We start from the raw sequence: 13,600 nt of genomic DNA, 5'->3' as shown, positions 1-13,600 counted from the left end.
TTCGACAGGACCGACAGGCGGTAGGGCAGGAATTCGCGCAGGCGAAGCAAAGAAACGTTTTCAATATCAGGCATGGTTTACTGATTCAGGGTTGCGTTCCGTCTGTCAAATAGTTACATATGAAACTAATAGTTTTGACCCCCCGGAATTACGACTGGAGCGCACCATGGCAGACCTGTTTGAAAATCCCGCCGGCCTCGACGGTTTCGAGTTCATCGAATTTTCCGCGCCTGAAAAAGGCCATCTGGAAGCGGTGTTCGAGCTGATCGGCTTCACAAAGATTGCCCGCCACCGGACCAAGGATGTCGAGCTGTGGCGGCAGGGCGGTATCAACCTCATCACCAATTACGAGCCCAAATCCGCTGCATGGTATTTCGCCCGTGAGCATGGCCCATCCGCCTGCGGCATGGGCTTTCGCGTGCGCGATGCCCGCAAGGCCTACCAGCATTTGCTGGCACAGGGCGCTGAGCCGGTAAATGTGAACACCGGCCCCAGCGAATTGCACATTCCAGGCATTCGCGGCATCGGCAATTCCATCATCTACCTGATCGACCGCTATGGCGACGATCTCGATATCTATGACATCGACTTTGAATACCTGCCGGGTGTGGACAAGAATCCTGTTGGCGCCGGCTTCAAGCTGATCGATCACCTGACGCACAATGTTTATGGTGGCCGGATGAAATATTGGGCAGATTTCTATGAGAAGCTCTTCAACTTCCAGGAAATCCGCTATTTTGACATCAAGGGCGAATATACCGGCCTGACCTCCAAGGCGCTGACGGCGCCGGACGGCAAGATCCGCATCCCGCTGAACGAGGAAGGCGAGGGCGGCAAGGGCCAGATCGAGGAATTCCTGCGCGAATACAATGGCGAAGGCATCCAGCATATCGCGCTGATCTGTGACGATCTCTATGCGTGCTATGACCGCCTGAAAGAACGTGGCGTGCCCTTCATGACCGCGCCGCCGGCCGCCTATTACGAGATGCTGGACGGGCGCCTGCCGGGCCATGGCGAAGACGTTGAGGGCCTGAAGGCCCGCGGCCTGTTGCTGGACGGCACGACCGAGGGCGGGGAGCCGCGCCTGTTGATGCAGATTTTTGCGCAGGCGCAGATTGGCCCGGTCTTCTTCGAGTTCATCCAGCGCAAGGGCGACTACAAGGACGGCTTCGGCGAGGGCAATTTCAAGGCCTTGTTCGAAAGCATGGAACGTGACCAGATTGAGCGAGGCGCGCTCAAGGTAGAGGAGGACGCGTAATGACGGCTCCCGCTCCCCTGAAAGGCGTTCACCATGTTGCCTATCGCTGCAAGGATGCGAAGGAGACGGTGGAGTTCTATCGCGATGCGCTGGGCATGGATTTCCAGCTGGCCATTGCCGAGGACAAGGTGCCGTCGACGGGCGCGCATGATCCGTACATGCACGTCTTCCTGGATGCCGGGAACGGCAATGTTCTGGCCTTCTTCGAACTACCGACCCAGCCGGACATGGACCGTGACCGGAATACGCCGCAATGGGTGCAGCATATCGCCTTCCGTGTCGGCTCCATGGATGAGTTGATGGCGACCAAGGCCCACCTCGAAGGCATGGGCCTCGACGTGCTCGGCCCGACGCATCACGGCATCTTCAAGTCGATCTATTTCTTTGATCCGAATGGCCACCGCATCGAACTGGCCGCCGACATCGGCACGCCGGACCAGTTGGCGCAGCTGAAAGAGGTTGCCCAGCCAATGATCGAGGAATGGAGTGCGACGAAGAAAGCGCCGAGGCATGCTGCTTGGTTGCATGAGAAGATCGCGGAGGAAAGCTGAACCATGAAACTCGCCACACTGAAGAATGGTGCCCGCGATGGCCGCCTTGTTGTCGTTTCGAAGGATCTGACTCGCTACACGGATGCGGCCGGCATCGCGCCAACGCTGCAGGCGGCGCTCGATAAATGGGATGTCTATGCCCCGAAACTGCAACAGCTGGCCGAGCAGGTGGAGCTTGGCTCTGTGCCGACCGCACGCTTCCACGAGCATGATTGTGAAAGCCCGCTGCCGCGTGCCTATCAGTGGGCGGACGGGTCGGCCTATATCAATCACGTCGAACTGGTGCGGAAGGCACGCGGCGCGGAAGTGCCGGAAAGCTTTTATGATGATCCGCTGATGTATCAGGGCGGCTCCGATGCCTTCCTGGGCCCGCGCGATGCAATTCCGCTGGGTGACATGGCATGGGGCTGTGACATGGAAGGGGAGATCGCCGTCATCACCGATGATGTGCCGATGGGTGCGAGCGAGGCCGACGCCGCCGGTCACATCAAGCTGGTCATGTTGTGCAATGACGTCTCGCTGCGTGGCCTGATCCCCGGAGAACTCGCCAAGGGGTTCGGTTTCTTCCAGTCCAAGCCGCCAAGCGCGTTCTCGCCGGTCGCGGTCACGCCGGACGAACTGGGCGAGGCGTGGCAGGGTAGCCTTGTCCATCTGCCGCTGCATGTGGACTATAATGGCCAACCATTCGGCCGCGCCGAGGCCGCCGAAGACGCCACGTTCAGCCTTGCACGGCTCGTTTCCCACGCGGCCAAGACGCGGCCCCTGTCAGCAGGCACGGTGATCGGCTCTGGCACGGTCTCCAACAAGGGCGCCGATGGTGGCCCCGGAAAACCTGTCAGCGAGGGTGGTCTCGGCTATTCCTGCATCGCCGAAATCCGCATGATCGAGAAGATTGCGACCGGCGAATTCAAGACCCCCTTCATGTCACCGGGCGACGTTGTGCGGATGGAAATGCTCGACAAATCCGGGCATTCGATATTTGGGGCAATTGAACAAACGGTCGAGCAGGTCTAGAACCCCTGCTGCACCGCAGCATTACCCAAGGGGAGGCCCGCACTTCATGGCGAGCAAGATATACAAGACGGCCGCAGACGCGCTGGATGGCGTGCTGTTCGACGGCATGACGATTGCCGCAGGCGGATTCGGCCTTTGCGGCATTCCGGAACTGTCCATCGCGGCGATCCGCGAGGCCGGCACCAAGGACCTCACCGTCTATTCCAACAATGCGGGCGTTGATGAGTTTGGGCTCGGCGTGTTGCTACAGACCAAGCAGGTCAAGAAGATGTGCTCGTCCTATGTCGGCGAGAATGCAGAATTCATGCGGCAATACCTCTCCGGCGAGTTGGAGCTGGAATTCAACCCGCAAGGCACGCTGGCCGAGCGCATGCGCGCTGGCGGCGCAGGCATTCCGGGCTTCTACACCAAGACGGGCGTCGGCACGCTGGTGGCCGAAGGCAAGGAAGAGAAGGTCTTCAATGGCGAGACCTATATCCTGGAAGAGGGGATCTTCGCAGACCTGGCCATCGTGAAAGCCTGGAAGGCCGACACGACGGGCAATGCGATCTTCCGCAAGACGGCCCGCAACTTCAATTTGCCCGCCGCGACATGTGGCAAGATCTGCGTCATGGAAGTGGAAGAGATCGTCGAGCCCGGCGAACTGGACCCCGACGCGATCCACCTGCCGGGCATTTATGTGCACCGTCTTGTGCAGGGCGAATTCGAAAAGCGGATTGAACAGCGGACTGTCCGCAAGAAGGAGAGTGCCTGATGCCTTGGGATCGTAACCAGATGGCGGCGCGGGCCGCGCAGGAACTTGAAGACGGCATGTATGTGAACCTCGGCATCGGCATTCCGACGCTGGTGGCGAACCATATTCCGGACGGCGTCAACGTCACGCTGCAATCGGAAAACGGCATGCTGGGCATGGGACCGTTTCCCTATGAGGGCGAAGAAGACGCGGACCTGATCAATGCTGGCAAGCAGACGATTACCGAGCTTCCCCAGACAGCCTACTTCGACAGCGCTACCAGCTTCGGCATGATCCGGGGTGGCAAGATCGCCATGGCGATCCTGGGCGCGATGGAAGTGGCTGAGAATGGCGACCTGGCGAACTGGATGATCCCCGGCAAGCTGGTCAAGGGCATGGGCGGTGCGATGGACCTTGTGGCTGGTGTCGGTCGTGTCGTGGTGATCTCCGATCATGCGAACAAGCGCGGCGAGTCCAAGATCCTGAAGGAATGCACGCTGCCCCTGACCGGCCTGAAAGTGGTCGACCGGATCATCACCGATCTTTGCGTGATGGACGTGGTCGAGGGCGGCCTGAAAATCGTCGAACTCGCGCCGGACGTAACGCTGGACGAGCTGAAGTCGAAAACCGAAGCCACACTGGTCGACTAATCACAATGAACTGCCAGTCGGCGCGCGCCTAGAGTGCGTCGCCTGACAGTTTGGGCACGATGCGATAGCGCGCCATCACGAAGCAATAGACCGCGAAGCCTGCAAGGCCAGCCCCTGCGAGCGCGAGCAGGATGCGTCCGAACGTCTGTGTCTCCAGAATGCGCAGTGCTTCGCCAAGGCCGGCGGCATGTTCCGGGTTGGCGGTTATGCCAGCGGTGAGGATCAGACCACCAACAATCAGCAGGACGAAGCCATGTGCGGCAAGACCGAAGCGGACGACGGGCTCGAGCTTCTCCGCCATTTCCTTGCGGACGATATCTTTGCGGTGGGCCGCCTTCCACGATTTCACAAAAAGGTAGATGGCAACGCTTAGCGTCGTGATTCCAGCAGCGATAACGACCAGTCGACCTGCCGGGTGCTGCATCAGGGATGCGCTCCAATTCTCGGCGGAGGAATCGTTGCCGCTCGCCTGCGCGCCCTTCATCAGGATGAGGATGGCCGAGACGCCGAGGGCAGCATGGGTCAGGCCTGACATGATCTGACCTGCGCGATTGGCGTAGCCTTCGGCATCATCGCCTTCATTTTCGAGGTCCATGATGCCGTCCACCAGTCGCCAGAGTGTGTAGGCGAAAAGGCCGGCGGCCGTAATGGCCAGCAGCACGGCACCAAAAGGCTGGCGGATCAGGAAGTTCAGCGCGCCGGAGGTGCCTTCGGCCTCGCCGCCATTCAGGGCTGCAAAAAAAGCGAGCCCGCCTACGATCAGGTAAACCATGCCTCGCGCCCCATATCCGGCCCGCATGAGCCATTCGAGGGCGGTATTGGCGTGGTGGGTCATCAGGGGCCTTTCTGTATCTGAGGAGTAAAGCCCCGACGCGACAATCGGTTCCGTACGTGGCGGTTGCCGTGGCATCCACAACTGCATAGGGTCCGGCGCGACTTCCCAGAACAAACGGATTTCCAATATGTCCCAATTCTCGACCCTGACACCCATGCCGGCGGATGCACTTCTCGGCCTGATGACGGCTTATCGCGAAGATCCACGCGATGAAAAATTCGACCTGGGTGTCGGCGTCTACAAGAATGACAAGGGCGAAACCCCGGTGATGTCGGCCGTGGCCAAAGCCGAGGCGCTGATCCTGAAATCCCAGACCACAAAGGTATATGAAGGGCCGCGCGGCAATACCGACTATTGCGTCGCTATCGAAGGCTTCGTGTTCGGGGAAGGGGCGGCCGCTACCCAAGAAGGGCGTACGCTGTCGTTCACCGCACCGGGCGGATGTGGCGCACTGTTCCTTGGCACCGGCCTTATGAGCCGGATGGGCGTCAAGACGGTCTGGGTGTCGAACCCGACCTGGCCCAACCATCCGAACGTCGTGCGCTTCATGGGACTGGACGTTGCCGAGTATCCTTATGCTGATCCGGAGACGGGTGAGCTTGATCTTGCTGCCATGCTGGCGGGCATCGAAAAGGCCGAACGCGGGGATGGCATCATCATCCAGGGACCTTGCCACAACCCAACCGGCATCGACCTGACCATCGAGGACTGGAAAAAAGTCGGAGCGCTAGTGAAAAGCAAGGGCCTGATCGCGATGCTGGACGTTGCCTATCACGGCTTTGCGAAGGGGCTGGACGAAGACGTCAAAGGCGTGCGCGCGTTCATCGAGGCAGCGGGCGAAGCGCTGGTCTCCTATTCCTGCTCAAAGAATTTCGGCCTGTACCGCGAGCGCGCAGGCTGTTTCCTTGCCGTGGGCGAGTCGGCTGAGGGCATCGCGGCGGCGGCCACCCATGTCGCGGCGCTGGCGCGAGCGAGCTATTCCATGCCGCCTGCGCATGGTGCTGCCATTGTCGCCACCATCCTGAACAATGCAGACCTACGCGCCGAATGGGAGGCCGAACTGACGCAGATGCGTGAACGGATGATCTCGCTGCGCAAGGCGCTTGCCGAGGCGCTGGTCGAGAAGACCGGTTCCAACCGGCTTGCCGCCGTGGCCAACCAGAATGGCATGTTCAGCCAGCTGCCGCTGTCGAAGGACGGCATCACCGCGATGCGTGAAAAGAGTGGTCTTTACATGCCAAATTCGGGACGCATCAATATCGCCGGATTGAACCTGAAGGATATTCCGGCTGTGGCAGATATCATCGCCAAGGAAGCCTAGATTTCAAGGCCGGGCGCCGCCATCTCGGTCAGCTCACTTATCATTTCGGGCGGCGCTGGGATGGCCTTGCGCGCGTCGAGATCCAGCGTGATAGCGGTCGCCTGCATGGTGGCCCAAGGCGTACCTTTGGCCGGATCCATCATCCAGTGAATCAGATTGTGCGTCTTTCCAGAGGCGCCGCCAAATGAGGTGTAGAGCTCATACAAATCTCCGGCGACGGGCATCGCATGGTAGCGGAGCCTGTATTCCAATACTGCAGCACCCATGCGCAGATCGCCTGCCGTGTCGGCCACTCGCTTGCGCCAATTGTAGAGAATGTTTGGCACTGAATCCGAGGTGCGCCCGATCATCCAATAGGGCTGCATGCGCCCATGCACGTCGAGATGTTGGGGCGGAATGGCGCCGCGTCCGGCGAGGGGAGCGCCGACCTTCTTTACCCGGTCGAGCGTGATGTCTGACAGCGGCAGGCCGGGCGCCGACATGTCGATGGAGCGTGGCGCGGATTCCTCGGGCGCGGTGTCTGTGAAATTCGGGAAGGCTGCGCGGGTTCGAGAACTCCACGGGAAAGGTTTGCGCATGGTCGTGTCGACATGTAACACGCGCGTGCGCATGGCGGCGGCGAGCGATCCGTCTGCGTGGCGTAGTTCCTGATAGATCAGGGCGCTGTCTTCGTCCGTTTCCAGCACGCAACCATTCATGGTGAGCGGCCGGCCGGGCAAAACTTCGCGTACGAAGCGGATATGCTGATCGACCGGAATGATCGTCGATGGCGACGACGCCTTGAAAGCGTGTGGCATGCCGAGGTCCGGCGCAAAGGCGGCGAGGCCTTCCAATTGCTTCTCGACATAGACGCGCACATTCATGTGCCCCATCTCGTCGCAATCCCACTGATTGCAGCTCCCCCTCCACAATGTGATCATGCGGCGCAGTCCCGGCATTTGCCGCGCACTTCCACGACAGCACGGCTCATCTGGAAGCCTGCGGCGGTTGTTTCAGCTTCGAGCGCTTCATTCGTTGCTGTTGCGTGCAATTCCTCTGCGCCATGGCAGGTGTCGCAGATGAGGAACACCGCAGAGTGATTGTGGCTGGCATGGCCGCAAGCGACATAGGCGTTCAGGCTTTCGATCTTGTGGGCGAGGCCGGTTTCCTGGAGGAAATCGAGCGCGCGATAGATGGTAGGGGGCTTGGCAGAGCCTTCGCCGTCGAGATTGGCCAGCAAATCATACGCCTTGGCGGGCGCTGTGCTCTCAAGCAGGAGGCGCAATACCTTGCGGCGAATGCGCGTCATCCGCTGTCCGCGCCGCATGACGAGGGTTTCCGCCTCATTGAGGAAAGCATCCACGTCCTGGGGGCTGCACGGGGTGTTTGCGTGAATGTGACTATGTGATTGGGCCATGCCTGCAATGTCGTGCGTTTCGGCCGGAATGTGAAGGCCCCTGTCCCCAGCTTTACAGGACAAGCCCCCTAGACGGAGTCCGCAAATCAGCTGAGATTCTCCGATAAGGCGAACAATAAGGGTAGAGAAATGGCACTGTCTGAGCGCGAAGGTCTGGAATTGTGGCGGCGTGCCGTAACAGCGTCTGTGCGTTCGGACGCGCCCGATTTGACCGCGCGCCAGCAGGCCATTCTGATGACGATCGCGCTGACACCTGGACCCCATACGGTACGCGGCCTGGCCGAGCACCTGAATATCGCCAAGCCAGCGGTCACGCGGGCATTGGATGCGCTCGCCCGGCTCGATTTCATCCGCCGGATCAAGGACGACACGGATCTGCGCAATATCTTCATCGAGCGCACACCAGCCGGTATGGCATATCTGCGGACATTCTCCGGCCTTGTTCTTGCCGCAGCTTCTGGCAAGGATGATAGCCAATTGGCGCCCAAGCGCAGCGGGAAGACCAACGCCGCCGCCTGAAGCGCCCGAATACGGGAACAGGCATGCCAACATTTTACGACAAGAGACTTCAGCGACCCGTTGGCGAGGCCTTTGCCTATCAGGTGACCGCCGGTGTGGCGGCTGTACGCGAGACACCGGCGCCTGATGGTCGCCTCGCTACGCAGGCCCTGCATGGCGAGATTGTGGACGTGCTCAGAGAGCAGGGCGAGTTCGGCCTGGTGCAGTGTCGCCGTGACCGGTATTGCGGTTGGGTAACCATGGAGGCGCTATCTGCGCCGCTACTACAGCCAACGCATAAGGTTTCGTCATCCAAGACACATTGTTACAGCGAACCTGATCTCAAATCTGCCCCGCGCTTCCTGTTGAGCCATGGCGCGCGTTTGTCGGTCAGCGGGCGGGAAGGTGACTGGCTTTATTCGGATCGTGGCGGTTGGGTGCACACGCGTCATGTCGTTCCGATGGAGTTTCTGGAAGATGACCCGGTTGTGGTGGCGGAGCGTTTTCTCGGCACGCCATATCTGTGGGGCGGACGGGAGAGCCTCGGGCTCGATTGCACCGGGCTGACCCAGCAGGCCTTCGAGGCGGTGGGTGTGATACTGCCGCGCGACAGTGACATGCAGTTTGCCTGGACCGGAGATGACATTCCGGACTGGCGCGCGCCGAACGCTTTGCGCCGAGGCGATCTCGTCTTCTGGAAAGGGCATGTCGGCATCATGACCGATGCCGACCATTTGCTGCATGCGAATGCGTGGCACATGGCTGTGGCGGTCGAACCGCTGGAGTCTGCCATTACAAGGATCGCAAACTATTACGCCGAGCCCATAGGGGCCCGGCGCATAGATATTTCGTCGAAACGGGGGCGCACCCCCGACTGGCTAAGTGTAAGCGCCTAGTTATCGTCCGTGGCTTCGGTCACGGCCTCTTCAGCTTCGCCTGCAGCGTCTTCAACTGCTTCGACGGCTTCTGCCGGAACGGTTACGGTCTCACCGGTGCCACCATCATCCCGGCCGGTCGCATCAACTGAATCGATGGTTTTGACTTCGCCGGTGGCCAGGGTCGGGTTTTCCATGTCGTCCACGCCATCGGCTGGAAGGGTTGCTTCGACGGCGTCGCCTTCGGCAGCTTCCGCACCCTCTTCGCCCTCGGCGCCTTCTTCAGCAGAAGCAGCGAGTGGTTCCGGGAAGGCCGGTGGGTTGGTGGTATTTGCTGCGAGATAGGCGATCACGTTTACACGATCATCATCGCGGCGCAGTCCAGCAAAGGACATGGTCGTGCCGCGTGCGTAGGAAGACGGGTTGTAGAGCCAGTCATTCAGGTTTGCGTAGTTCCAATCACCGTCCATGCCCTCAAGCACGGCAGAATAGGCAAATCCGGCATGGGCAGCCTTGTCGGCGCCGACCACGTTGTAGAGGTTCGGGCCGGTGCCGTTCGCGCCGCCCTGATCAATCGTGTGGCACGTGGCGCACTTGCCTTTGAAAGTGCGCTCGCCACGAGCGATATCTGCGCTGGCCAGCAAAAGGCCGAGGTCGAAGACTTCTTCGGCTTCGCCGCCGGTGCCACCTGCGTCAGCAACTTCGACGCAGTAGGCGAATTTCTCGCACATCTGTTCCGTCATGGAGGCCGCTTCAGCGTGCTCGTCGCCATGATGGGCGCCTTCGCTTCCACCGCTGAACACGATGCCGGATAGTGTCTGCAGGGCGAAGACTCCGAGGGCTGTAGCGAGCAGCGCACCGAAAATCTTGTTGAGACCGAGTTCTCCCATGGAGGCATTCCTTCGAATCTGTCTGGTCATACGTCTTGGCGCGCGCCTTTTGGCACGCTAACGGAGTGCAGACAATATAAAGGCTGTGCGTTATAGGGCTTCCCCCTTTCGTCGCGGCGATCCGACGCACATGATTCCACGAAAAAGGGGACATCAAACCCATGACCGGCAAAATCGCGTATCAGGGTGAACCTGGCGCAAACTCTCATATCGCCTGCAATGAAGCGTATCCCGCCCTTGAGCCGATGCCGTGCCGCACGTTTGAGGACTGTTTCGCGGCTGTGGAGCGGGGAGATGCCGATTTGGCCATGATTCCCGTGGAAAACACGATTGCCGGCCGGGTGGGGGACATTCACTATCTGTTGCCGAACACCGAGCTTCAGATCGTTGCTGAGTATTATCTGCCGATTCGGTTTCAGTTGATGGCGCTGGCGGGCACGCGCCTGGCAGATATAAAAAAAGCGCGCTCTCATATCATGGGCCTCGGACAATGCCGCAATTTCCTGCGTGCGCACGGCATTGATTCGGTCACAGCGGCGGACACGGCAGGCGCGGCACGCGAAGTGGCCGAACTCGGCGATCCATCCGTGGCGGCAATTGCGCCGCGATTGGCTGCGGAGGTCTATGGTCTGGAAATCCTCGCTGAAGACATCGAAGACGCCGCCCACAATACGACGCGGTTCATCATCATGTCGAAGGACCATTCAGACGTTGAAGCCAAGGATGGCCCCGCCAAAACGGCGTTCATGTTCGAGGTGCGCAACATTCCTGCGGCGCTCTACAAGGTGATGGGCGGATTCGCGACCAATGGCATCAACATGACCAAGCTGGAAAGCTATATGGTCGGCGGGTCGTTCACTGCAACGCTCTTTTATGCCGAAATTGACGGTCACCCGGATGAACGACACGTTCAGCTGGCCTTGGAAGAGCTGGGCTTTTTCTCGCAATCCCTGAAAATTCTCGGCGTGTTCCCAAGCACTGAACACGCGCCGGACTAGCAGTGAGACATCGCCTCTTTCAGAGCTTCGGTCACATGGTCGGCAAAGAGCTTTGTCTTTCCGCGTAGGCGGCCGGCGGTCCAGACGCAATTCACGGGCAGGCTCTCCATTTCCCAGTCGGGAAGGATGCGGACCAGTTGACCATCTGATACGCAGCCTGAAACCAGCCAGTTCGGCGCCATGAGGATACCGAGTCCGGCAAGTCCGGCCTGGACGAGATTATCGCCACCAGACGCTGCGAATGGGCCGTCCACCCTCACAGTTATCTTCTCGTCGCCGCGTGTCAGAGTCCAGTCAGAGTAGAGCCCTTTCCTGAACAGGACGGCATCATGGTGTTCCAGGTCTGTCGGGGTTTGCGGCGTGCCCTTCCGCGCGAGGTATTCGGGCGCTGCCCAGAGCGTACGTGGAGAATCTGCGAGCTTCCGAGTCATCAGCCGGGAATCGCTGAGATGGCCAAAGCGGAATGCCAAGTCGATGGCTTCCTCGACAAGGTCGGTCAGCGCGTCATCCGAAATCACATCGAACCGAATGCGTGGATATTTCTCCAGGAAGGGTGGAATGGCCGGGACAATGATCCTCCGGGCGAAGGAATTCGAGCACGATATGCGTAGCAGGCCGACCGGCTCATGTTGCAGGCCGCGCGCTTCAGCCTCCGCAGATTCATAATCCGCGATCAGGTCGACTGCGCGTCGGTAGAAACGTTCGCCAGCTTCGGTAAGGCTGAGCGCACGTGTTGTCCGCTGGAAGAGCGTAACGTCTAGTTGGGCTTCGAGATCCTGAATGCGGCGGGACACGGTGGGCTGGCCCACTCCGAGCGCCGCGGCGGCCTTGGAGAAGTTGCCCGCTTCAGCCACGCGAACGAACAGGCGCATTGCGTCGATACGGTCCATCTGACCCCTCCCTGCATGTCGAACGCTAATTTAGGGACGATAAACGCGTTTCGCGAGTGCGAAACAGCAATTCACGAAATTTAGCCTTTCGGCTCACACAAAAGTGGGTGGGGCTCACACGTCCTTGTTTTGAGGGCGAGCGAATTTCGTGAGACAAGCCTGCGCAAGGGAGGACGTAAAACATGCTGTCACACGTCAAGAAATATGCCCCAGTAGCCTATGCGCTGATCGCCGCCGCAGTCTTTTTGGACAGTTTGCGGTTCAAGTTTACCGATGCGCCCGAAACGCAGGTGATTTTCGGAAAGCTTGATGCGTGGGCTGCCGGCTTCGGGGCGGGGGGATTGTTCGATCAGACCGGCCTGTTCAGCCAGTACGTCATCGGATCAGCTGAGTTGGTCGCCTCAACACTATTGCTCATAGGCCTTGTTTCAGCCCTGCGCCGGTTGCAGACACTGGGCGCATTGATCGCGACCGCTGTCATGACCGGAGCGGTAAGTTTCCATCTGTTCACGCCGCTGGGCATTGATCCGAACAATGATGGAGGCGGTCTTTTCGCGATGGCGGTTGCGGTTTGGCTAGCGTCGATTGCGTATCTCTTGTTTCATCGGAGTACGCTCCTTTCCATTCTCACCGGAGTAGGCCGTGCCATCCTGCCTGGACATACGCGCACTGTGGTGGACCGTACCTCTGCACCTGCTAAACTGGCGTCAGTCCAATCCTGAACCCAACCGGAGTTTTCGAAATGAAGCTACGTTCGATGATTTTTGCCGCTGGGCTTGCTGGACTGCCCATTGTGGCGGTCGCACCGATCGCGCATGCGGAGCCACCAATCTATACGGGCGTGTTCTCTGACACGGCCTTGCAGGGGTATGACCCTGTCGCCTATTTCACATCGGGAGCGCCGGTGAAGGGCGATGATGCGTTCACGGCTGACTATATGGGCGCAAAGTTCAAATTCGCTTCTGCGGTCAATCGTGACGCCTTCATAGAAGCCCCGGAAAAATATGCGCCTCAATATGGCGGCTATTGCGCTTGGGCGATGGCGGACGGCAAGCATGCAAAGGGCGATGCGAGATACTGGAAGATCGTCGATGGAAAGCTCTATCTCAATTACAACAAGAGCATCCAGAAGAAGTGGGATTCGGACGTTCCAGCATTCATCGATCGCGCGGATACAGCCTGGGCCAGCATTAATGACTAGGGCAAGCGGCCCAATTGGTTAAAGGGCGTTTTCAGAAAATTGGAGTGCATCTTTCTCCGGTGCGTCCTGCAAAAGCGTGTTGAATCAACTGTTTCGTCCGGCCAGGCGTTCCGGTGCTGCACAAGTCGAAAAATTCCCCGCGTAAACGGCGGGCAAAAAGAATCGCCACAATGGGCGGGTATGATTGGCAGAGGATCAAGCGGGTACCCCATCCGCGAAGATCAGTCCGGTCTGAACGGGCCAGAGGGCACTCGATGCCGTTTGCCACTGACCTGTCAGAGTCCCCCGCGTCCTATGGGCGTGGGGGTTTTCGGTCCGGCCCCCAATATCGGCACAAAAAAACGGGCGGGAGGCCCGCCCGTTTCCGACAAGCATGTCCGCAAGCTTACTTCTTCTTTGCGGCCGGCTTCTTTGCAGCAGGTTTCTTTGCAGCGGGCTTGGTGGCCTTTGCTGCAGGCTTCTTCGCCGATGCGGCCGCTTTCGGAGCGGC

16 protein-coding genes are annotated in these 13,600 nt (G+C 59.6%); 11 read left to right on the top strand and 5 right to left on the bottom strand.

All coding sequences use genetic code 11. The features are described 5' to 3' along the window. Nucleotides 1-166: 166 nt before the first annotated feature. The 5 genes from hppD to B2344_RS04120 are packed head-to-tail and all read left to right on the top strand — an operon-like array spanning nt 167 to nt 4,206. Nucleotides 167-1,258: a 4-hydroxyphenylpyruvate dioxygenase gene (gene hppD, locus B2344_RS04140; RefSeq protein WP_290478684.1), complete on the top strand. Its 1,092-nt coding sequence runs from the start codon at nt 167-169 to the stop codon at nt 1,256-1,258. Further along, on the top strand, nt 1,258-1,809 hold the full coding sequence (locus tag B2344_RS04135; protein ID WP_290483104.1) for a VOC family protein: 552 nt from the start codon (nt 1,258-1,260) through the stop codon (nt 1,807-1,809). Before hppD ends, B2344_RS04135 begins: the two co-directional genes overlap by 1 nt. A 3-nt stretch (nt 1,810-1,812) precedes the next feature. After that, the gene (locus tag B2344_RS04130; RefSeq protein ID WP_290484719.1) at nt 1,813-2,823 is read left to right on the top strand and encodes a fumarylacetoacetate hydrolase family protein; all 1,011 of its coding nucleotides are present in this window, start codon (nt 1,813-1,815) and stop codon (nt 2,821-2,823) included. A 46-nt stretch (nt 2,824-2,869) separates the two neighbouring features. Beyond that, nucleotides 2,870-3,577, top strand: a complete 708-nt coding sequence (locus B2344_RS04125; protein WP_034815984.1) for a CoA transferase subunit A — start codon at nt 2,870-2,872, stop codon at nt 3,575-3,577. Beyond that, the gene (locus tag B2344_RS04120; protein WP_290483103.1) at nt 3,577-4,206 is read left to right on the top strand and encodes a CoA transferase subunit B; all 630 of its coding nucleotides are present in this window, start codon (nt 3,577-3,579) and stop codon (nt 4,204-4,206) included. The genes B2344_RS04125 and B2344_RS04120 overlap by 1 nt, the downstream gene beginning before the upstream one ends. 28 nt (nt 4,207-4,234) lie before the next feature. Here the strand turns inward: B2344_RS04120 and B2344_RS04115 are convergent, their stop codons facing one another. Beyond that, nucleotides 4,235-5,041 carry a DUF1206 domain-containing protein gene (locus B2344_RS04115; protein ID WP_206992325.1) on the bottom strand — a complete coding sequence of 269 codons (807 nt, stop codon included), beginning with the start codon at nt 5,039-5,041 and terminating at the stop codon, nt 4,235-4,237. Between the two features lie 127 nt (nt 5,042-5,168). Between B2344_RS04115 and B2344_RS04110 the strand changes: the two genes are divergently transcribed. Further along, the gene (locus B2344_RS04110) at nt 5,169-6,362 is read left to right on the top strand and encodes an aromatic amino acid transaminase (RefSeq protein ID WP_290484718.1); all 1,194 of its coding nucleotides are present in this window, start codon (nt 5,169-5,171) and stop codon (nt 6,360-6,362) included. On the opposite strand, the gene B2344_RS04105 is transcribed toward B2344_RS04110, so the two are convergent. Both B2344_RS04105 and B2344_RS04100 read right to left on the bottom strand, forming a co-directional pair. Further along, a complete protein-coding gene (locus tag B2344_RS04105; RefSeq protein WP_290484717.1) occupies nt 6,359-7,300 on the bottom strand; it encodes a thioesterase family protein in 942 nt (313 codons plus the stop codon). The two genes, B2344_RS04110 and B2344_RS04105, sit on opposite strands and share 4 nt — an antisense overlap. Beyond that, on the bottom strand, nt 7,279-7,758 hold the full coding sequence (locus B2344_RS04100) for a transcriptional repressor (protein WP_206992328.1): 480 nt from the start codon (nt 7,756-7,758) through the stop codon (nt 7,279-7,281). The genes B2344_RS04105 and B2344_RS04100 overlap by 22 nt, the downstream gene beginning before the upstream one ends. Nucleotides 7,759-7,887: 129 nt before the next feature. On the opposite strand from B2344_RS04100, the gene B2344_RS04095 reads away from it, so the two are divergent. Next, nucleotides 7,888-8,277, top strand: coding sequence for a MarR family transcriptional regulator (locus tag B2344_RS04095; protein WP_034815997.1), 390 nt, complete (start codon nt 7,888-7,890; stop codon nt 8,275-8,277). Nucleotides 8,278-8,300: 23 nt separating this feature from the next. Continuing rightward, entirely contained in the window at nt 8,301-9,152 is an 852-nt protein-coding gene (locus B2344_RS04090; protein WP_290484716.1) for an NlpC/P60 family protein, read from the top strand. On the opposite strand, the gene B2344_RS04085 is transcribed toward B2344_RS04090, so the two are convergent. Beyond that, complete coding sequence (locus B2344_RS04085; protein ID WP_206992330.1) at nt 9,149-10,021, bottom strand: c-type cytochrome; 873 nt, start codon at nt 10,019-10,021, stop codon at nt 9,149-9,151. The two genes, B2344_RS04090 and B2344_RS04085, sit on opposite strands and share 4 nt — an antisense overlap. A gap of 161 nt (nt 10,022-10,182) precedes the next feature. Here B2344_RS04085 and B2344_RS04080 point away from each other — a divergent pair, with 161 nt between their 5' ends. After that, nucleotides 10,183-11,019 carry a prephenate dehydratase gene (locus tag B2344_RS04080; RefSeq protein WP_290483099.1) on the top strand — a complete coding sequence of 279 codons (837 nt, stop codon included), beginning with the start codon at nt 10,183-10,185 and terminating at the stop codon, nt 11,017-11,019. Here B2344_RS04080 and B2344_RS04075 read toward each other — a convergent pair. Further along, nucleotides 11,016-11,909: a LysR family transcriptional regulator gene (locus B2344_RS04075; protein ID WP_206992332.1), complete on the bottom strand. Its 894-nt coding sequence runs from the start codon at nt 11,907-11,909 to the stop codon at nt 11,016-11,018. The genes B2344_RS04080 and B2344_RS04075 overlap by 4 nt on opposite strands. Nucleotides 11,910-12,091: 182 nt before the next feature. On the opposite strand from B2344_RS04075, the gene B2344_RS04070 reads away from it, so the two are divergent. Both B2344_RS04070 and B2344_RS04065 read left to right on the top strand, forming a co-directional pair. Next, nucleotides 12,092-12,631, top strand: coding sequence for a hypothetical protein (locus tag B2344_RS04070; RefSeq protein ID WP_290484715.1), 540 nt, complete (start codon nt 12,092-12,094; stop codon nt 12,629-12,631). A gap of 20 nt (nt 12,632-12,651) precedes the next feature. Then, complete coding sequence (locus B2344_RS04065) at nt 12,652-13,110, top strand: YHS domain-containing (seleno)protein (RefSeq protein ID WP_290483097.1); 459 nt, start codon at nt 12,652-12,654, stop codon at nt 13,108-13,110. The last annotated feature ends 490 nt before the right edge of the window (nt 13,111-13,600 follow it).

Source organism: Hyphomonas sp. UBA3195 (genome assembly GCF_002366485.1).
Lineage (GTDB): Bacteria > Pseudomonadota > Alphaproteobacteria > Caulobacterales > Hyphomonadaceae > Hyphomonas.
The sequence above is the reverse complement of the archived record's forward strand: the minus strand, read 5'-3'. Positions and strand labels throughout refer to the sequence as shown.